At 75.6% G+C, this 20,254-nt stretch carries 10 protein-coding genes; all 10 read left to right on the forward strand.

What is annotated here, in order from left to right; genetic code table 11:
- The first annotated feature begins 249 nt into the window (after nucleotides 1–249).
- The 10 genes from OG392_RS28545 to OG392_RS28590 all read left to right on the forward strand — a co-directional run bounded on the left by OG392_RS28545 (nucleotide 250) and on the right by OG392_RS28590 (nucleotide 20,236).
- Nucleotides 250–975, forward strand: a complete 726-nt coding sequence (locus tag OG392_RS28545; protein WP_030322889.1) for a Crp/Fnr family transcriptional regulator — start codon at nucleotides 250–252, stop codon at nucleotides 973–975.
- A 92-nt stretch (nucleotides 976–1,067) separates the two neighbouring features.
- On the forward strand, nucleotides 1,068–2,126 hold the full coding sequence (locus OG392_RS28550) for a hypothetical protein (RefSeq protein WP_329284028.1): 1,059 nt from the start codon (nucleotides 1,068–1,070) through the stop codon (nucleotides 2,124–2,126).
- Nucleotides 2,123–4,555, forward strand: coding sequence for a hypothetical protein (locus tag OG392_RS28555; RefSeq protein ID WP_329284029.1), 2,433 nt, complete (start codon nucleotides 2,123–2,125; stop codon nucleotides 4,553–4,555). Before OG392_RS28550 ends, OG392_RS28555 begins: the two co-directional genes overlap by 4 nt.
- Nucleotides 4,552–6,297 carry a hypothetical protein gene (locus tag OG392_RS28560; protein ID WP_329284030.1) on the forward strand — a complete coding sequence of 582 codons (1,746 nt, stop codon included), beginning with the start codon at nucleotides 4,552–4,554 and terminating at the stop codon, nucleotides 6,295–6,297. The genes OG392_RS28555 and OG392_RS28560 overlap by 4 nt, the downstream gene beginning before the upstream one ends.
- Before the next feature lie 161 nt (nucleotides 6,298–6,458).
- Complete coding sequence (locus tag OG392_RS28565) at nucleotides 6,459–6,905, forward strand: Pycsar system effector family protein (protein WP_329284031.1); 447 nt, start codon at nucleotides 6,459–6,461, stop codon at nucleotides 6,903–6,905.
- Between the two features lie 8 nt (nucleotides 6,906–6,913).
- A complete protein-coding gene (locus tag OG392_RS28570) occupies nucleotides 6,914–9,361 on the forward strand; it encodes a vWA domain-containing protein (protein ID WP_329284032.1) in 2,448 nt (815 codons plus the stop codon).
- 21 nt (nucleotides 9,362–9,382) lie between these two features.
- Nucleotides 9,383–12,880, forward strand: a complete 3,498-nt coding sequence (locus OG392_RS28575; RefSeq protein WP_329284033.1) for a tubulin-like doman-containing protein — start codon at nucleotides 9,383–9,385, stop codon at nucleotides 12,878–12,880.
- A complete protein-coding gene (locus OG392_RS28580) occupies nucleotides 12,877–15,576 on the forward strand; it encodes a hypothetical protein (RefSeq protein ID WP_329284034.1) in 2,700 nt (899 codons plus the stop codon). Before OG392_RS28575 ends, OG392_RS28580 begins: the two co-directional genes overlap by 4 nt.
- Nucleotides 15,573–17,906, forward strand: a complete 2,334-nt coding sequence (locus OG392_RS28585; RefSeq protein WP_329284035.1) for a hypothetical protein — start codon at nucleotides 15,573–15,575, stop codon at nucleotides 17,904–17,906. Before OG392_RS28580 ends, OG392_RS28585 begins: the two co-directional genes overlap by 4 nt.
- Nucleotides 17,903–20,236 (forward strand): hypothetical protein, encoded by a 2,334-nt coding sequence (locus OG392_RS28590; RefSeq protein ID WP_329284036.1) that lies wholly within the window; start codon nucleotides 17,903–17,905, stop codon nucleotides 20,234–20,236. The genes OG392_RS28585 and OG392_RS28590 overlap by 4 nt, the downstream gene beginning before the upstream one ends.
- The last annotated feature ends 18 nt before the right edge of the window (nucleotides 20,237–20,254 follow it).

Genomic DNA, 20,254 nt, shown 5'->3' on the forward strand with positions numbered 1-20,254 from the left:
CGCGAGGTCTTCGCCCGGCCCCGACGGGGGCGCAGGGCTGTCGGGTCCGGCGCTCCCCTGCGCCCCCCGTGCCCGTTGACGCATTTCTTCCGCACCCTCTAGCGTTCTTCACCCCATGACGTGACACAGCGTCAACAGTGTGACGAGACACGTCACTTGAGGTGGGAACACGCACACGAATACGCCGGTCGATCACCGGCGGCCGGTCTTCCCCGGAGGGCCCGAGGACGGTACGGGGGTGAGCGCGCGGTGAGTCTCTTCGGACAGGACCGCTCCTTCCTCCACGCCCTCCCGGCGGCCGACCGTCGGTCCCTCATCGCCGAGGGCGCCCGGCGCGTCTACGAACCGGGGGAGGTGATGATCCGCGAACGCGACACCACCGCCTTCGTCCTCGCGCTCCTCTCCGGCTGGTCCGTCGTCTCCGTGGGCACCGAGCGCGGCTCGCGCCTCATCCTCGCCCTCCGGGGCGCCGGCGAGGTCGTGGGCGACCTCGCCGCCGTCGACCGGCGCCCGCGCAGCGCCAGCGTCACCGCACTCGGCAGGGTCGAGGCGGTGGCGATCTCCGGCGACCGGTTCCGGCGCTTCCTCGCCGCCAGGCCGCACGCCACCTCGCTGATCATGCGCCAGCTCGCGACCCGGTTGCGGAGCGCCGACGTCGAGCGCCGCGCGCTCGCCTCCGAGACCGTCCTCCAGCGCCTCGCGGCCCGCCTCGTCGAGCTGGCCGAGCGCGCCGGGCGGCGGGCCGAGGCCGGGACCGTACTCGAACTCCCGCTGCCCCAGCACGACCTGGCGGCGGCCATCGGAGCGACCCGGGAGGCGGTGGCCAAGGCGCTGCGCCTGCTGCGGGAGCAGGACGTGGTCCGCACCGCGAACCGCACCGTCGTCGTGATCGACATGCGGGTCCTGGTGCTGCTCGCGGAGGGGCGTGCGCGCCCCGGCGGAGAACCGGCGGACGAATCTCCGCCGGGTGTGTAAACGGCTACATCGCCGGTCGCGGAACGCGGCCAGTCTGGACACGCATCACCACGGCACCAACGGCACCGGGGCAGCACACAGGGAGTCCGAGAGTGAGCAGTGCGGGAGTGAACGGGGAAGTGGGCGGAGACGTGGTCGGAGCAGCGGGCGGCATCCACCGGTTCGTCGTCTTCGGCGACATCTGCGGCTCCGGGACGCTCGACCTGGCCGAGAAGAAACACCAGCGGGCGGCGATGTACGCCGCCTTCGACGACGCGTACAGCTCCGTCGGCGTCGAGCCCGGCACCTTCCACCAGGAGGACCGGGGGGACGGCATCCTCGCCGCCCTGCGTCCCGACGTGCCGCCGACCCTCATGGTCGGCCGGTGGATCGACACGCTGTACGAGAGCCTGCGCGCCCACAACCAGGGCCGGGTCCGGCCGCTGCGGCTGCGGATCGGGATGAACGCCGGCCTCGTGACCCAGGACCGGCACGGGCTGGTCGGCCGCGCGGTGGACCTCGCCGCCCGGCTCTGCGACAGCCCCCCGGCCAAGCGGATCATGAACGAGACGCCGGAGATCGCCCTCGTGGTCGTCGTCTCCGACTGGCTGTACGGGAACGTGGTCGCCGAGGGCGGGCGGTACGTCGAGCCGGACCACTACCGGTCGGCCCGCATCCGGTCCAAGGAGACCGACGAGGCCGCCTGGTTCCACGTACCGCGCAGGCCCGCGCCGCCGCTGATCGGGCGCGACGGGGAGCTGCCGCCCGAGGGGGAGCCGGCGCCCGGCGGGGGGCCGGCGGTCGCGGGGGAGCGGCCGTCGGCGGGGGCGGCACGGACCGGCGTTGGGCCGTCGCGGGGGGACGGCCCAACGCCCCGGCCCGTGGGAGGGAACCGTGAGTACCACGTCGGGGGCGACCTCCTCGACATCCACGGCAACACCATCCACGGCGGGTTCACCGGAATCCGCAAGGACTCGCCCAGGGACTCGCCGCGGGGCTCGCGACGGGATGCGGCCAAGGGCTCGGCCGGGGATCCGGCCGGAGGCCCGGTCGAGGACTCCGACTCCTGGCCGGGTTCCGGTCCCCGCTCCAGGAGCGGGCCGGGCTCGGCCCCCGGCTCCGGTACGGGCGCGGATTCCGGCGCGGTCTCCGGGACGGGTGAGTCGGAGTGAGCGACCAGGAGGACTCCTCGCCGCCGAGCGACTCCCCGGACGCCGGGCACGGCGACCGGGCGGACGGACCGGACCGGGGCGGCGATCGCGGTGGCGACCGTGGCGCGGACCGCGCCGGCCGGGGTCCCGACCGGGGTTCCGACCGGGACCGGGATCGCGACAGGGACCGGGATCGCGACAGGGACGGGTCCGAGCGCGGTGACGGCGCCGAGCAGCCCCGCGAGCCGAGCGTCTTCGAGGCCGCCGACCGGGGGCCACTGGGCGGCGAGAGCGAGACCGGCGGGGCCGCCACGGCACGCCGGGCCGTCCGCACCTGGGCCGGCGGCGGCGCCGACCGCCTCACCACCATCCACGGCGACGGCACCGTCTTCGAGGGCAACCAGATCTTCGCCCTGTACGGCTCCGACCGCACCGCGCACTTCGTCCAGGGCCCCGTCCCGCCCGAGACCCTCGACCACCTCGGCCGTGTCTACTGCGCCACCTCCGGCTACCGGCGGATGCGGGACCGGCTCCGCGACCACCGGGTCCTCGTCCTGTGCGGCGAACCCGGCAGCGGCCGCAAGGCCACCGCGCTCGCCCTCCTCGACGAACTGACCGGCGGCAAGGTCTTCCGGCTCGACCCGCGCCACGGCGTCGACGAGATCACCGAGGAGGTCCTCCAGGAGAGCGGCGGCCACCTCCTGGAACTGCTCACCGAGGACGTCCGCGAGGCCGAGGGCGAGCCGCGTGCCGCCCGCTCCGGCCGGGGTGAACACACCGCCGCGGCCCGCCGTTCCGTCACCCGCCTCTCCGAACTGCACCTGGACCGCTTCGGCGACCTGCTGCGCGGCCGGGACGCGTACGGGGTCGTCCTCGTCGAGAACGGGGAGCTCGCCGACCGGCTGCTGCGCGGCCGGTACGGGATGTACTGCGCACCGCCGCCGGCCGACGAGGTCCTGCACCGCCACCTCTGGAACCAGCTGCGCGCCGAGTCGGACCAGGCACTCGGCGACGCCCGGGCGCGCGGCGCGCGGCGGGACGTCACCGAGGCGCTCGGCCTGGAGGAGCTGCGCCCCCGCGAGGCCGCGCGGCTCGCCGACCACCTCGCCAGGCACTGGCGCGGGGAGGTGACGGACGAGGAACTCCTGGCCGAATGCGCCTCCTTCGTACGCTCCCAGGCCCGTGAGTGGTTCGCCGGGGCCGACCGGCCGGGCGTCGTCCCCGAGGCCCTCCCGGCCCTGAACGCCGGCGCGTTCCGCATCGCCGTCGCCGTCTTCAACGGCTCCGCCTACAGCCTCGCCGCCGAGGCCGCCGAACTCCTCGCCTGGGAACTCGCGGTCACGCTCGACCCCGAGCACCCGCCGGGCCGGCGTCTGTTCGGGACGCATGCCGAGCACAGGCCGGTGCAGGCGCGGGCCGTCCTGGAGGACGGCGAACTGGACCTCGGCCCGGCCAAGGTGCCCGTACGGGCCGTCCGCTTCCAGGGCGAGGCGCTCGCCGGGGCCGTCCTCGGCGAGATCTGGCACGGCTACCACAACGTCCGTGGTCCGGTCGCCCGTTGGCTGCGCTCACTCTGCGACGACCCGCGCCCCGAGGTGTGGGTGCGGGCCTCCATCGCGGCCGGGGTCCTCTGCTCCTGGGACTGGATCCACGGCTTCCGCGAGCTGGTGGTGCCGCTCGCCGTGACCGAGGACCCGGTCGCCCGCATGGCGGCCGCGACCGCGCTCGCCGAGTCGGCGCGTGACCCGCGCGTCCGGCCCGCGGTCGCCGACGTCCTCAAGAACTGGGCCGCGTCCGGCGACGAGATGCTCGTCAGTACCGCGTTGCTCGCCCACGGCTATGTACTGGCCGCCGGTGGCGTCCCCGGTTCGCTCGACGCGATCGCCCGGGTCGTCAGGGCCCGTGAGGCGACCGACGTCGAGGTCCTGGTGCCCGCCGCGTTCAGCGTGGCGCGGCTGCTCGCCTGCGGCGAACCCGCGCCCGTGCTCAGGCGGCTGCGGCAGTGGCTGGAGGACGGCCGGCTCAACCTCGCCAACCTCGTCCACCTCGCCGTCATCCGTGCCCTGAGCACCCGCACCACCCATCTGTGGGGGCTGCGGGAGGTCCCGGAGCTGGACGGGCACGCGGCCCGCCCGCTGCTGATCGCGCTCCTCGCGACCCGGCCCGAGCTGGCCCCCGAACTGGCCGCGCTCCTGCGGTCCACGCTCACCACGGCCCGCTCGGGGGAGTCGGCCCTGGAGGCCCTCGGAGGGATGCTCCGGCGGGCCGCGAAGGACCCGGAGTCGCTCGGGCTCGTCTGCGGCCTCCTGCCGCGCCTCGCGGTGGAGCGGCGCGACCGCGACCGGCTCAGGGGCCTGCTGAACGAACTGGTCCGGGACCGTGACCGGCCCCTGGACAGAGGCGCGGCGCGCCGGATGTGGGACGCCGTGACGGAAGGAGCGAACCGATGACCGGGCCCGAGCAGGACAGGAACCCCCGGCCCGACGAGCGGACGCGCTGGGTCGACCGGGACCGCGACGACCGCGGCCGCGACGGCGGGGGACGGGACGGGCAGGCGCGCGACGATCGGGTCAGGGCCGAGCGGCCCAGGGCGGAGCAGGCCCGTGACGAGCGGGCGCGGGGCCGCGACCGGGACGACCGGGAGCGGCAGGGGTACGGGGGCCGGCCCGGCGACCAGCACGGCGGGCAGCGGTACGACGGGCAGAACGGCGGTGGCCGGCACGCCGGCGGCCGGGACGAGGACGAGGACCTGGACATGGACCCGGACGAGGAGCTGGACCGAGAGCAGCGGCAGCGGCAGGGCGGCGGGGGCCGCGACCGGGGCCAGGGCGGGCGCCCGGGGGACGGCGGCGGCGGGTCCGGCACGGGGTCCCGCTCCGCCGACCGGCCGCGCGGGCCGCTGATAGCCGAGTACGCGCCCCCGTACCGCCGCCGGAGCGGCAAGGTCGCGGCGGTGCTCCTCTACCGCAACGGCGGCCACCGGGTGGTCTGGCCGGACCGCACCGAGGACGTCAACAAGCCGCTGCTCGGCTCCGCGTACACCGTCTTCGAGGTGCGGCTCGGCCGCAACGTCACCGAGTTCCGGCTCCAGCTGCCGGCCGCGGGCGACGGCGTCTTCTTCGAGGCCCTCGCCAGGGTCCAGTGGGTGGTGACCGACCCCCACCTCGTCGTTCGCGAACAGGTCGAGGACGTCGCCGAGCTGCTGCACGACGAGCTGCTCGACGGGTTGCGCAGGATCTCCCGGCGGTTCCGCATCACCGAGGCGCAGCGCGCCGACGAGGCCGTGCGCGAGGAACTCGGCACCGGCCGCCTCAGGTTCGGCGCGGACATCGGGCTGCGGACCCGCGTCCATGTCTTCGTCGACCTCGACGACTCCGTCAAGGCCGAGGTGTCCCGCCGGGACCGGGTCGGCGTCACCATGGAGGCCGACGAGCGCGTCGCCGAGGCGGAGCGGCGCAGGGACGCCGCCGACCGCGCCCTGGTCGCCGACCGCGCCCGTGAGATGGAGGCCCTCTTCCGGCGCGGCGACCTCGCCCAGATCGCCCACCACATGGCGATGCACCCGGACAAGCAGTGGGAGATCCGCAGCCAGCTCCAGCGCGAGCGGCGCGAGGGCCAGGAGGACTACCTGGCCGTCTTCAACCGGCTCCTCGACACCGGTGTCCTCGAACGGCACGACATCGGCGAGCAGATGTACCAGGTGCTCATGTACCTGCGGACGCAGACCGGCACCGTCCTCGACGGCATCACCAACCGGGTGCTCAACCCCTCGGGCGACCCGCCTCCGCACCGCCTCGCCCTGGGCGACGCGGCGCCGGAGCCGAACCGCCCCGACTGGTACGAGGAGCAGGAGCGCGGGGACGCGCAGGCCCCCCACGGGCCGCGCGTCTACGAGCCGACCCGTGTCGAGTCCGGCTCCGAGCGGGAACGGGAGCGGGGCAGGGCGCGGGAGCGGGGCGCCGACGGCGACGACCGCGAGCGCGCCCGCTCGCGGGACCGGGGAGACGGCGGCTACGACGACGGACACGACCGGTACGAGGACGGCGACCCGTACCGGCGCGGCGACTCCTACGAGCGGAACGACCGGTACGACCGCGACGACCCCTACGACAGGGAGGCGCGCGACCGCGCCCGGCGGCCCGCCCGTCCGGCCCGGCCCAGCTCCGAGTTCACCGACTGGGACGACGAGTGACCACCGCCCCGGGGCGCGGGCAGGACCCGGCACGGCCGACGCGCCCCGCGCCGGGTCCCGGTCCCGTGTCGGGTCCCGGCCCCGCGCCGGGTCCCGGTCCCGGGCCCGTACCTGTCCCCGCACCCGCGCCCCTCCCCGTACCCGCCGAAGAACTCAGGTTCATGGCCGAACGGCTGCTCTCCACCGTCCGGGAGGACATCGGCCGCGCCGACACCAAGGCCGCCATCCTGCTCTCCGGCGCCCTCGCCTTCCTGGCGGTCGTCTTCTCCGGCGACCGCGCCCTGCTGCCCGACTCGGGACCCGGGCTCGTCCTCCTGCTCCTCGCGGGCGCGCTCTGGACGGCCGGTGTCCTGATGCTCGTCTCGGTGGTGCTGCCCCGCACCCGGATCGGGGCCGACCGCACGTTCCTGCGCGAGCTGACGGGCGGACCGTCGGAGACCGCGCTGCGCGAGCGGCTCTCCGCGCCCGGCGCGGACGCCACCGGCTGGCTCCTCGAACAGGCCAGCGTGCACGGCCTCGTGCTCGCGGCGAAGTACCGGTGGCTGCGCCTGGGCGTGTCCGCCCTCGCGCTCGGCGCCCTTCTGGCCCTCTTCAGCGAACTGTGGTGAGAGAGAACATGCAGTGGACCCACAAGGGGAGCGCCCTGCTCCTCGCCGGAGCGCTCCTCGCGCTCGCCGGCCCGCTCGCGGCGACGACCGCCTCGGGCGCGCCCGGCGTCCCCGGGGCGCGGGCGGTCCCCCGTACCGCTCCCGCAGCCCCCGCCGACCCCGCCGAAGGGCCCGACCCCATCGACTTCGCCGTCGTGGTCGACCAGTCGGCGAGCCTCGCCGACAAGGATCTGGCCCGCGAGACCGAGGCCGCGGCGCTGCTCGTCCAGGGCGAGATATCGGAGCGCTCCCGGGCCGCCGTGATCGGCTTCGGCAGCTCGGAGAAGCGCGGCCAGTCGCCCGTACGCGAGGTGTGCCCGCTCACCGCCGCCGACGCGTCGGGCCGCGAGCGGCTCAGCGAGTGCGTCCAGGAGCTGGGGCGCCGCGACACCGCGCGGATGGGCCCCGGCACCGACTTTCCGGCCGCCGTCCGGCAGGCCGTCACCCGCCTCACCGGGACCGCGGCCGGACCCGGCGCGGACACCGGCACCGGCGGAGCCGGGAAGCCCGGCACCCCCAAGGTCGTCTTCCTGCTCACCGACGGCAAGCTCGACGTCGCCGACAGCCCCGAGTACGGCACCGACCGGGAGAGCCGCCAGTCCAACGGGGCGAAGCGGCTCGTCGAGGAACTCGCCCGCGCCCGGGCGGCCGGCGTCCAGATCTGGCCCCTCGGCTTCGGCGGCGAGCTCGACCGCGCCGCCCTCACCGCGATGGCCGAGGGCGGCTACCGGGGCGCCTGCTCCGAGATCCCCGGCTCCGCCCCGCGCATGCGGGTCGTCGGCACCTCCGCCGAGATCGACAAGGCCCTCCAGGAGACCTTCGCCGCCGCCCGCTGTGCCCGGATCGCGCACGGCACCGTCGGCAAGCCGCCCGCCGACCTGACCGTCACCATCCCGCCGATCGCCACCGACGGCTCCCTCACGGTCGCCAAGCACGACCCCGAGGTGCGGGTCACCTACTACGACCCGGCGGGCCGCAAGGTGCCCGTCCGGGGCGAGTTCGACGGTTCCTCGTTCGAGGTCAGCGGAGTGGACGGCCCGGTCGAGGCGCTGCGGGTGAGGAACCCGCTGCCCGGACCCTGGCGGGTGCACATCGAGGCGCCCGCCGGCCACGGCGACCGCGAGGTCGCCGTGCGGGCCATCTGGCAGGGCCGGCTGCGCTCCGCCGTCGTCCTCGACCCGGCGTCCCCGCGCGCCGGCGAGCAGGTCAGGATCGAGGTGCAGATGCAGACCCGGCGCGGCGTCGTCATCACCGACCCGCGCCAGCTGGAGGACCTCTCCGTCGCGGCCGACCTGAGCGGCGAGGGCTTCGAGCCGGTCAGCTTCCGGCTCGCCGACGACGGCAAGGCCCCCGACGCCAAGGCGGGTGACGTCCGGTTCACCGGCACGCTCACCGTCCCCGCGAGCGCCACCGGCGCCCTGGAGCTCGTCACCCGCATGGAGGCGCCCGGGATCACCTCCGACCGGCGCCCGCTGCACGCTGTCACCTCCCAGGGCGCACCGCTGGTGACCGCCGCCCTCTCCGTCGACGGCGACTCCGTGCGCCCCGGTGCCACCGTCCGCGGCACCCTCGACGTCACCAACAACGACTCCGTGCCGCACACCCTGCGCCTGGGCCTCGCCGACCAGACCCCGGGCGCCGAACTCGCGGTCGCCCCTGGCACCGTGACGGCCCCGCCGAACGGCAGCACCCGGATCCCCTTCACCGTCACCGTCGGCAGGCACACTCCCTTCGGCGTACTCGGCGGCCAGGTCACCGTCGTGGACGCCGCGGACGGCCGCACCCTGCGCGGCGCCCTCCTGGACGTCCGGGTGGTCGAACCGCCGACCTGGTGGGAGCGCTGGTGGAAGGCCGTGGTCGGCGGGGCCGTCGTCGTCCTCCTCGTGGGCACCTTCGTCGGCATCCGGTTCGCGTTCCGGCGCCGCCGCCGCGACCTCACCGGCGTCACGCTCGAACTCTGCCAGGACGGCCGCTCGCTCGACTCGCTGACCGTCCGCCACGGGCAGAGCCCCGGCGGCAGCTTCGCCTTCACCGTCGACGAGCCGTACGGGACGCCGGCCACCCTCCGCCGCGTCCCCGGCGGCGGTTCCGCCGCCCATGTGCTGCGCCGCACCGGCGCGGGCGAGCTGCTGCTGCGCCCCCGCGGCGGGGCCCAGGTCCCCGTGCGGACCGGCGAGCCGGCCGGGCTCGGCGAGCACGAGCTGGTCGTACGGGGCGGCCGCGCGGCGCCGGCCGGCGGCGGCCGGGGCACACCGACCCGTGGTGGCCGGGGCATGCCGTGGTCCCGCGGGCCCCGGCGTACCGGCGGCGGAGCCGGAGGCGGCGGGACGGACGGCTCGGGCGCGGGTTCCGGTTCCCTCGCCGGAGCGGGCCGGGACGGTTCGCCCGGCGCGACCGAACACGACGACAACTTCTGAACGGGTCCCGAGGAGAACGACATGAAGATCTATCAGCCCATGCTCTTCGTCGGACTCGGCGGCACCGGCGGACGCATCGGCACCGAGCTCGAACGCAGTCTGCGCCGGGAGCTGTGCGGCCCCGACGGCACCGACATGGTCGACGGCGGCCGCCGTCTGCCCTTCCAGCTGCCCGACTGCCTGCAGTTCGTCTACGCCGACTTCAGCGAGGCAGAGCTGCTCAACTACCCCCAGTTCAAGGCGAAGGGCGCCGAGGGCGCCGCCTTCGCCCGTACCTCCCGGATCGTGCGCGACCTGCTGCCCACCGACTTCGACTCCTCGCCCGAGGTGACCCGCATGCTGCGCGTCTCCGTTCCCGGGGAGACGCGGCTCTGGCTGCCGCCGAAGGCCAGGGAGCCGCGCGTCGCCCCGCTCAACAGCGGGGCGGGACAGCTGCCGACCGTCGGACGCTCCGCGCTCTTCGCGACCGTCCGCTCCGGACTCGAACCCGTCCTGCGTCAGCTCCGCGAGGCGATCGGCGCCATCGGCCAGGCCGCGGGCGATCTGCGGCGGGTCGGCGGCGGGAAGATCCGGGGCTGCGACGTGTTCGTCGCCTTCTCCGTCGCCGGCGGCACCGGGGCCGGCATCTTCTACGACTTCATCCACCTCATCGGGCACGAGTTCCGCAACGCCCGGGTGCCCGGGGTGAAGATCTACCCGCTCGTCGTCATGCCCTCCGCCTTCCCGCCCGAGGCCGGCGGCGGACGCGAGGCCGAGCTCAACTCGGCCCGCGCCCTCGTGGACCTCTCGCGGCTCGTCGACGACCAGAACGTGCCCGACGCCATCGACCAGGTCGGTGACGTCGAGGACCGCGGGCGGCTCAGCGTCACGTACCCCGGCGACGGCGTCGTCGCGCTGCGTCCCGCCACCATGCAGACCGCCTTCCTCTTCTCCAAGCCCTCCGTCATCAACGGCGACGACCTGCGCCGCTCCATCGCCGCCATGGTGATGTCGCTGATCGGCACCGATCTCGGCGTGGACACCGGCTCCGCGACCCGCGCCGAGGAGGACTACCAGTCCTTCGCCGCCAGCTTCATCAACAAGAGCGTGGAGCGCTCCACCCCGGCCCGTACCGGCATCGGCTACCGCGGCATGTCCACCAGCCTCGCCGCCGCCCTCACCGTGCCCGTCGACGACCTCGCCGAGATCGTCGCCGCCCGGCTCCTCGCCCAGGCCGTCCGCGGCATGACCGACCGGGCCCGGCGCCCCGACCGGGAGGGGCAGAACCACGTCAGGGAACTGTTCAACCGATCCGGCATCGGCCGCCTCTGGACCCGGGACGCCCCGGACGTCCCCCTGCCCGAGCAGCTCCCCCGGGGGAAGACGAAGATCACCCAGGAACTGCGGAACCGCCTCGGGGACATGGAGGAGGCCCTGCGCCGCCTCGACACCGGTCTCGCCCGCGAGATCCCGCGCCTCACCGAGGACTTCCGGCCGAGCGCGGGGGTCCGCGAACTCCTCGGCGCCATGGACCCGTTCCAGATCAAGGTCATCCTGACGGGCCTTCCGGGCCACCCCGACCGGGTGGCGAGGGAAGGCTTCACCGGCATGATCGACAACCGGCGGAACGAACCCGAACGGCCCCCGAACGTCCACACCGCCGCCCCCGGCATCCCTCCGATCAAGGGCCCGGTCGGCGGGGTCGTACCCGCCCGGTGGAGCGACCCCGACGTCCAGGACGCGCTCGGCGCCCAGCAGGCCTGGTACCAGTGGCGGGCCCGCACCCTCTGGCACCACGGCTGGCAGAACGGCGAGGCACAGTGGCGGCCCTCCCTGCACAAGGCGAGCTCCGAGATCGCCGAACTCGTCAAGGCGCTCCGCGACCACGAGCAGGACGAGGGGAAGGCCTTCGCCGACAGCCGGCGCGACCTCTACCGCGACGACCGCGCCGGGATCGCCTATCTGCTGCCGCCGCAGAACACCCTGCGTGCCTTCTACGACGACGTCGTCGACCGGCTCGCCCAGAGCGAGGGCCTTCCCGAGTCCTCCGACGCGGCGACCCTGCTCGGCCGGATCGTCGGCCCCGACGACTGGCGCCGGGCCCTCGACGCGGTCCGGCGGTCGTCAGGCGCGGCGGTGAAGGAGATCAAGCAGGTCGTCGAACGACGGGTCAAGCGGCTCTTCGGCGAGGCCAACGAGGACGCCTTCGCCCGCCCCCTGCTGCCCTCCATGGAACTGCTGCTCCGGGCCGCCGCGGGCGACGAGACCGCCGAGGCGAAGATCGACCCGCGCTGGCTCGACCAGTTCCGCTCCCGGCTCGCCGGGCTCATCCCGGTGGGCTTCGTCCCGGACGGCAGCGGACCGCTCAAGATCCTGATCGTGCATCCGGCGAGCGAGTCCGACGGCCGGGCCCGCGAGTACCTGGAGCAGGCGCTCAACCTGCCCTCCCGGGTGACCCCGGAGAGCCGGGCCGGGGACACCGACTCCATCACCGTCGTCTTCTTCCGCAGCGGAATGAACCTCACCGACATCTCCGAGGTCCGCAACGTCCTCAGCCTGTGGTCCGAGGCCCGTGACTCGGCGGGCGAGGACGACTTCCTGCACTGGCGCCAGCGGCTCGGCTACGAGGACGACTGGCTGGTCTCCACCGAGCACGACCGGCAGCGCATCCTGCACCGGCTGCTCTGCGCCATGTGGAACGGGCACATCGACGCCGAGGGCCCGGCCGGCTCGCCCCACCGCGTGCGCATCCGGCTGCAGGACGGCGAGTCCGCGACCATGTCCCTGCGTCTCGAGGAGTTCGACGGCTCGCTCACCAGCTGGGCGGGGCTGCTGCGCGCGTACGAGCGGTGGGCGCTGCTCGACGAGGGACAGATCATCGAGCAGTTCTGCGAACGTCTCATGCAGGCGCTGCCCAAGGGCCTCGCGCAGGTCCCCGCGCCGCCGTCGCCGCTCTTCACCCATTTCGTGGAGGAGGTGGCGCCGCGCCAGCTCGCCCTGATCGACGAACTCGTCGCCGAGTACGGGGAGTACGGCGAGTCGGACATCGAATGGCTGGCCCCGCTGCGCCACTTCTGGGAGGTCACCTTCCCCGGCGCCCTCGACATGCGCTTCCCGAGGGCGGCCCGGGCGACCCGGTCGAGCCTGCGGGCCCTGTTCGAACGGCACGCGCCACGGGCCGGCGGGGCAGCGGGCCGGAGACAGGGGCAAGGCCAGACACAGACACAGACACAGGCACAGGGCTCGGGCCAGGGGGATCACGGTCACGGCCAGGACGGCGGCCCGCAGGGGGCGCGGCGCCCCCGGTCGTACGAGAACGGCTTCGTGCCCGATCCCCGTACCGCCTACGGGAACGGGGACGGCCCCGGCCCGGGCCCCGAAGCACCGCCGCCCCGGCGGAACTCCTTCTTCGGGGACGACTGGGAGAGGGAGCCCGAGCCCGACTTCGGGCCCGATTTCGGCCCTGACCCGGATCCCGACTTCGGTCCCGACTTCGAGGACGAGCCCTACCGCCGCGACCGGGCCGGGGAGGCGGAGTGAGCGTGCGCGTCCTCCCCGAACGGCCGCTGCCCGGCCACGCCGTCTGCATCGACCTGCGGACGGCGGGGGCGTACGACCCCGACGCCGTCGTACGCGGGGCACTGGACGCCCCGCAGCCCGGCGGCGAGCGCCGCTTCCTCGTCCTCGACGAGGCCGACCGGCTCGTCTCCCACCAACTGCTGTACGAGCGGCTCTCCTCCTACGGCCCGGCGCGCATCGTCTGCCTGGCCGTCGGGGTCCGGGGCGAACGGACCGTCCGCCGCACCCTCACCCTCCGGCCGCCCGCCGCCGGTGTCCTGTGGGTGTTCGACACGACGGAGGACGACGTCCCGGCCGAGGCGGTGCTCCGTCCTCTCGTCGACGTCCTGTCCACACCCGAGGTCTTCGACGCGGTGCTGCGCGCGCTCGGCGAGGTGGTGCACGGCGTCGCCGTGCCCGCCGTGCGCGTCCTGGAGCACGACCTCACCGACGAGGCCCGGGCGCGCGCCTGGCGGCAGGCGGTGGAGGGGCTCACCGGCCCGGAGGTCCCGGCCGGCACCGCCTCGGCCGACCAGGTGCCGCCCGCGCTCGCGCTGCTGCTCGACGAGGGCCTGCCGCGCTCGCTCGCCGACCACCGCTGGCTGCCCGCCCAGGGCCGGGCGGGGCTCCGCCTCGCCACCTGCGACGAGGCGGTCCAGGACGCCGTCGACGGCTACCACCGGGTGCGCGGCGCGGCCGGGTTCCTCGGCGGGGCCGGCCGCACGGTCGACCTGCCGGGGGACATCGAGCGGGTGGTCGGGGAGCTGGAGCGTCTCCGGCTCGCCGTCGCGGACGCGTTCGCCGCCGCGGGCGGCAGCCGGCTCACCTTCGAGCACCGGGGCGCGCTGCGGGAACGGGGCATCGAACTGCCGGAGCTGCCGAGGGAGATCTCGCGGGCCGGGATCGTCCCCGCGCTGCGCGACCACACCCATGAACTCATCGGCAGGGGGCTGCCGTTGCGCTCCGTGGCGGCCCGGCTCGCCGCGCTCGCCGCTCGTACCGCCCCCGTCGGCAGTGCCTCCCGGCTCGCCCGGCTCGACGCGGTCTGCGGGCCGGAGCGGCTGCGGCGGCTCGGCGGCCGGTACCCGTTCACGGCCGGCGGTTCGCGGCCGGTCGCCTTCGCGGTGACCGGTCTCCTGGCCCTGCTGGCGGGGATCTGGCCGGTCCTCGGCTGGGTCCTCGGCCCCGCCGTCGGTGTCCTCGCCGCCGGGCTCGCCCATCTGATGCTGCGGCGCAGGCCGAACCGTTCCCCGGACGGGCGGATCGACGGAGGCGGTGCCACGGGGGCGGCGCCCCGGCTCTTCGGCGGTGTGGCCGGCGGCCTCGTCGGGGCGGGCCTCGGCCAGGTCCTCGGCCTGCCGGCGTGGGCGGGGGCGGCGGCGCTCGCGGTGTCCCTCGTCGCGGTCGTCCTCCTCGCGCTGCGCGACTGGAGCCGGGCCGTGGACGACTGGTGGGCCCGGGCGGACCCGGAGGACGCCTGGCGGATCCTGCGCGAGGTCCAGAGCCTGGTGGTCACGACCGCCGTGCACGACTGGCTCTTCGCCGAGGTACGGCACCACTGCTCGGCGGGAGCCGGCGCCGTGGCCCGACTGCTCCGGGGCCTCGCGGACACGGCCGACGTCCACGGCCGGGGGCCGTCCGCCGCGAACGGGCCGGTGTACGCGCACGTACCGCCGGTCGGCTCCGCCGACGCTCCGGAGGGGGGCCACCGGAGGGGGACCGCCGGGCGCGCGGAGCCGGACAGCGGTACCTCGTCGTGGAGTTGGGAGGACTGGGGGGACGGCGGCGCGGACGACGTCTGGTCGGACATGGACGAAGAGCCCCCGTCGCGGGTACGGACGCCCGCACCTCCGGCCCACGGGTCTCGGCACCCGGCAGACCCCTTCGGCTCCTCCGATCCGTTCGGCCCCGCCGGGGAGTACGAGGCCGCCGACCCGTTCGGCCCCTCCGGTCCGGCGGACCGCCCGGGGCGGTCCGGGAGCTCCGTACCCTCCGGCCGGAGCCCCGCCGGCCCCGGCGCCGGGGCGGACCGGGCCGGACCGGGTGCCGGCTCCGGGCCCGCGCCCGCGTGGCTGGAGCGGCGGTACGGCGACGGCGGCCCCCTGCTCGTCGACACGCTCGTCGGTGACCTGGTCGCCGGGACCCTCATGATCCTCGACCGGTGCTGGGCGGGCATCGAGCGTGACCCCGCCGCCGTGGTGCCGGCGGTGCACGAGGAGCGCATCGCCGAACTCCTGGACGAGACCCGGGTGCGTCTGGAGCGCGATGTCGCCGCCTCGCCGCCGCCCCGGTACGACGGTCTCCGCGACCAGGACGCGCTCTCCGGGCTCGCCGCCTTCACCGATCGCTCCGACCGGCCGGACGCCGCCCGGCTCACGGGTGTCGCCCCGGACGCGGTGGCCCGGCTGGTGCTGGCGGAGGACGACCCCGCCGGGACGGTCGCGCTCTGCGGTCCGGAGCACATGCGCCTGCTCTCCCACGACCCGCTCGCCGCCCGGCAGGTCCGGTTCGTGCCGGAGGCGATGCGGCGCGGGGCCGCCGGGGACGACATCTGGCGGGGCATCGCCGAGGACGTCGTATGGACCGGTGCGGGACGCCACGCCGGAATCCTCCGTCTCGTACCACTGCGCGCGGACGTCGTGCACACCGTCCGCGCCGAGGAGGCGGGAGAACCGTGACCGACCCGAACCATCCGAACGACCGGCGCGACCCGGACCATCCCGACGACCGGAACCAGGGCCCGGGCCCTGGTGGTCGGGGTCAGGGCGCCGGTCCGAGCGGGCCGATCGGCCCGGACCACCCCGACCATCTGGCCGAACCGAGCCCACCGCCCCATCCGTACTACCAGGAACTGGAGTTCCTCACCCCGAAGGAGGCGCAGAGCCGCTTCGCCGTGCGGTACGGGGAGGACCACAGGCCCCCCGGACGCCCCGGGTTCCTCGCGCGCCGGGCGTTCCTGGGGGCCGGTGGCGTGCCCGTCGTGCAGTACCGGCTCGCCTCGTCCGCGCAGGGCGATCCCCAGGCGTACGGCCTCCTGGAGCGGGAGGTGGCGGCCTCCGTCGCCCTCGAACGCCGTTACGGCGGCGACAAGTTCGTCGGCATCCTCACCCGGATCGTCGGTTTCGACCTGACCGCCGCCGAACCCTTCGTGCTCTACCGGCCGCCGAGCGGGCGGCCGCTCTCCGACTGGGCGGGGCGGCTCGGAGCCGAGGACCAGGAGCGGATCACCGGCCAACTCGCCATGGCCGTCCGGCTCCTGGGTGAACTGGGCCTCGTCCACCGGGCCATCACGCCCGAGAACGTCCGCTGGGACGGCGCCCGCGTGCGGCTCTGCGAACCGTACGCGGCACTGCGCGCGGGGGAGGCGCGCGAGCCCTTCGGGGTGGCTCCGTGGGCCTCGCCCGAGCAGCGCGCGGGGCGCGGCACCGTCGATCCGCGCGACGACCTGTGGTCCGTCGCCGAACTCGCGTACTACCTGCTCTCCGGCCGCCCCGACCGCGGGGAGGGTCCTCCCGCGGACCTCGCCGACTACCGGCGCCTCGCCGCTCTCCAGTCCGGTGGTCTCTACTCCCCGTACGCCGCCGAACGTCCGCGTCCGGACGAGCTGTTGAGACTCCTGTACGTGCCCGACCCGCTCGCGGCCGGGACCGACGCGGCCGATGTGCTCGAACCGTTCCGCACCCAGTACGACGTCCAGCTCGCCCGCAAGCACGTCCTGTCCGGGGGGAGCCGGCCGGGCGCGGGTCCGGCCGGCGCGACCCAGGAGGCGGCCACCCGGGATCCGCGCCCTTCGCGCACCTCCCTGATCAGCAAGATCTTCGGCGGCGGCGAACCGCCCCGCTCCGCTCCGCCCCGCCACGCCGTCCCGCGCGCCGCCGAACCGCCCCGCGCGGCCGCCCCGCCCTCCGAACTCCTCCACGCGCCGCCGTCGCGCAGCCGGATGTGCCCGCACTGTCTGCTCCCCGTCGAGTACGACGAACGCCTGCTCGTCACCATCGACGCCAAGGGCAACCGGATCCCGCTCGACCTCAGCACCGAGCGCCGGCCCGCCCACCGCGCGGACGCCCTCCGCAAGGCGTACCACCTGTGCCCGCACACGGTGGACGGTGACGAGGGGCACGAACTGCCCCTGCCCTACCTCGTCAACGGCGAGCCGCTCTCCATCGCCCTGGTCGGCAGTTCCTCCGTCGGCAAGACCCACCTCCTCGCCGCCATGCTGGGCGAGGTCGAACTCGGCGGCCTGGAGCCGTACGGCCTCAAGTGCCTGCCGCTGAACCCCGAGGCCCACCGCGCCTATCTGCGCGAGCGCGTCCAGAGCCTGCAGCAGGGACGGCAGCTGGGCCGCACGGGGCAGCAGACGTTCGCCCGGTTCGCCGACGGACTGCTGGTCTCGGCGGGCGGAGCCGTACCCCGGCCCGTCGTCTTCTTCGACCTCGCGGGCGAGGACCTCGCCCAGGACAGCGAGGTCGGCCGCTTCCTCATGGGCGTCGACGCCTTCATCTTCGTCCTCGACCCGCTGCGCGCGCTCCGGCTGCCGTCCCTCGAACCGGTACGGGAACAGAGCGGACTGCGGCTGCGCGAGCTCGGCGACGAGGCCTTCGCCACCGTGCTCAACCGGATCCCCCGGCAGCGCGGCGGACTCGTCGCCGCCCCGGCCGCGCTCGCCGTCAACAAGAGCGACCTGGTGCGCTTCGAGCCGGTCGTCGACCGCTGGCTCGGCCGGGCCCTGCCGGGCCGCCTGGACCCCGTCGCGGTACGGGCCGAGAGCCGGGACGCGTACGCCTTCCTGGCCCACGGGGCCAGCCCCGCCTGGCTCAAGCCGTTCGACGACTGCGCCGACTGCACCCTGCACTTCGTCGCCGCCACCGGTGGACAGGCGCGCGGCGACCGATTTCCGCACGGGGCCCGGCCGCGCCGGGTCCTCGCGCCACTGCTGTCGCTCTTCGCCCTGTGCGGGCTGCTGCCCGGGGCGGAATCCGCGGGACCTATGGAGGGGATCGACCGATGACACGGTCGGAGAACGAGGTCGACCAGATCGTGTTCCGGTGGGACAGCGAGAACCTCACCGGCAGCACCGGCTTCGGACCGGTGGCCTGGTCCGGGCCCCGCGAGGAGGCCGAGAACCTCTTCCGGACCTCCGGGCCCGTGCTGCGCGCCAGCGGCGACGAGACCCGGCCGGCGCTGATCCGGCTCCAGCGGCGCTCGGAGGTGATGCTGATCCACCGCGCGCCCTTCACCGACGCCGACGGCGGGACGTCCGTGCTCTGCCACGCCCTCGTCGGCTCGCCCGAACTCCTCGAACCCGCCACCTGCCTCGGGCTCCACGCCTGGAACTGGGAGGGCGCGGCCATGGACGGCGGCCGGGTGCGCGGACAGCTGCCGGTCATCCCGGAACGCGTCCTCGTCCCCGCCACCGGTACGGGGCAGGGGGAACTCGACAGCGCCCTGGAGCGTGTGTCGGGGGAACTCACCGGAATGGTCGCCGAGTTGTTGCGCCACCCGGACGGGCGCTTCACCGTCCTGGACGAGCGCGGCGACACGGCGGCTCCGGTGCTCTGGGGGCTGCACAGCATGTTCGGCGGGCTCACCGGCCGCCGGTGGACCTTCGCCACCCATGACACCGTCGAACTCACCGCGCTCCGCTTCGTGTTCGTCGGCCGCTGGTCGGGAGCGGCAAGCCGCAACACCGACCGGCGCCGCGTCGACCCGCGCGAGCGCGTCGGCGACCGGGCGGAGGAGATCGCGGCCGGGCTCGTCCGCCACCACCTGAGGGGGGTCGCGGAGGAGGAGGGCCGGGAGTACGCGGTCGGCAGTGCCCTGCACGGGGCCTCCTCCGCGCGGGGCGCCTCACTCCTGGAGACGGCCGTGCGGGCGCTGGACGTCCTCGACCGACGCCACCCCGGCGGGTACGCGCCCGCCCCGGGGCCGGCCCACCGGACCTCGTCGCCCCCGGACCCGGAGGACTCCCGCACCCAGGCGCCGCCCGTACCGGAACCCCGGAAGGCGCCGGGCCGGAGATGGGGCTGGGGGCTGGGGGGTCGTTCCGGCGACGACGCCCCACCGGCGGCGGCCGACACCGCGGCCGACCGCCCCGGGACCCGGGACACGGCACCCGCGGGGGGCGACCCCCGAGGCGCGGGCCGCCCCGGTCCGTACGAGAGCCCCGACGACTGGTTCCGCCCGGAGCCGGAGCAGCCGGCGCCGGCCGCTCCGAGGGCTCCGGCGACGCCCCAGGACGGCCCCCCGCCCAGACCGGCCCGCCGCCCGGACCCGACCTCCGAGCCCACTCCGTACCGCCGCCCTCTCCCGGCCCCGGAGTCCGACCCGTACGGCGAATCGCCGCGTCCGGCCCCGGAGTCCGACCCGTACGACCGTGACACCGCCGAGCGCGAGGCCCGTACCGTCCCGCCCGCTCGCTCCGACCGTCCCGTCCCCGCCGACCGTCCCGCCACCCCGCCGCCCCCGGACCCGCCCCGGCCCGCCGACGTCCCCCCGCACCGTCCCGGTCTCTCCAAGGGGCCCGCCGAGTCCGGCGTCCGCCTGCCCCGGGCGGCGGCCGCCGACGCGTATCCCCGCCCCGCCCTCCCCCTCGTCGCGCCCGTGTGGACCGGGCCCGGGTCGCCCTCGGGGCGGACCTGGGCGGCCGTGCGGGGCCGTGGACGCGAGCGGGAGGCCGAGACCGGCCTTGTGCACAAGCTGCCCGGCGCGCGCACCGTCGACGAGGCCCGCGAACTCGTCGAGCGCGGAGGCGACCGCGAGCTGCTCGACTCGCTGCGGCGCCCGCAGGCCTACGTCGTCCTCACCCTCCTCCTCGGTGAGTCCGCCCGGCGCCTGCCGTCCTGGGAGCACGCGCTGCGCCGGGAGCTCTGCGAGGTGGCCATCGGCCAGGAGTTCTGGGCGGTCGCACCGTCCGGCGCCTCAGCCGACCCGTCCGACCCGCCGGAGGAGCAGCGCGCGGCCAACGCCGCCGAGGTGCACCGCTGGGCCGTCCGCCCGCTCCTCGCCGGCGGCGACGCCCCGGTCGGCACCGTGGGGGAGCTGCTCGCCCGGCTCCGTACGAGCACGGTGCCGTCCGCCCGCGAGACCTTCTGGCTGATCGTCGACGACGAGCGCCCCGGCCTGCCCGAGGCGGTCTGGCTCACCCTCCTCAAGGACGCGTACGGCCTGCCCCGCACGGCGCGCCGTGCGGCGCCGTCCGTGCCCGGCGCCGTCACCGGCCACCCGGACGATCCCGGCAACGGCTACACGCGTCGTTTCCTGCGCCGCGCCGGGCTGCTGATCGGCGGCATGGTGACGGCGATCGTCCTGCTCGTCGCCGTACGGGCGTGGTGGGGCTGACCGGGACCGCCGCCGAGG

This window comes from Streptomyces sp. NBC_00691 (assembly GCF_036226665.1).
Classification (GTDB): Bacteria; Actinomycetota; Actinomycetes; order Streptomycetales; family Streptomycetaceae; genus Streptomyces.

What these genes read in the sequence shown, in the direction of transcription:
- OG392_RS28565 (WP_329284031.1), top strand. Translation starts at nt 6,459, where the DNA reads ATGGCCGAACGGCTGCTCTCCACCGTCCGGGAGGACATCGGCCGCGCC.
- OG392_RS28590 (WP_329284036.1), top strand. Translation starts at nt 17,903, where the DNA reads ATGACACGGTCGGAGAACGAGGTCGACCAGATCGTGTTCCGGTGGGAC.
- OG392_RS28560 (WP_329284030.1), top strand. Translation starts at nt 4,552, where the DNA reads ATGACCGGGCCCGAGCAGGACAGGAACCCCCGGCCCGACGAGCGGACG.
- OG392_RS28575 (WP_329284033.1), top strand. Translation starts at nt 9,383, where the DNA reads ATGAAGATCTATCAGCCCATGCTCTTCGTCGGACTCGGCGGCACCGGC.
- OG392_RS28570 (WP_329284032.1), top strand. Translation starts at nt 6,914, where the DNA reads ATGCAGTGGACCCACAAGGGGAGCGCCCTGCTCCTCGCCGGAGCGCTC.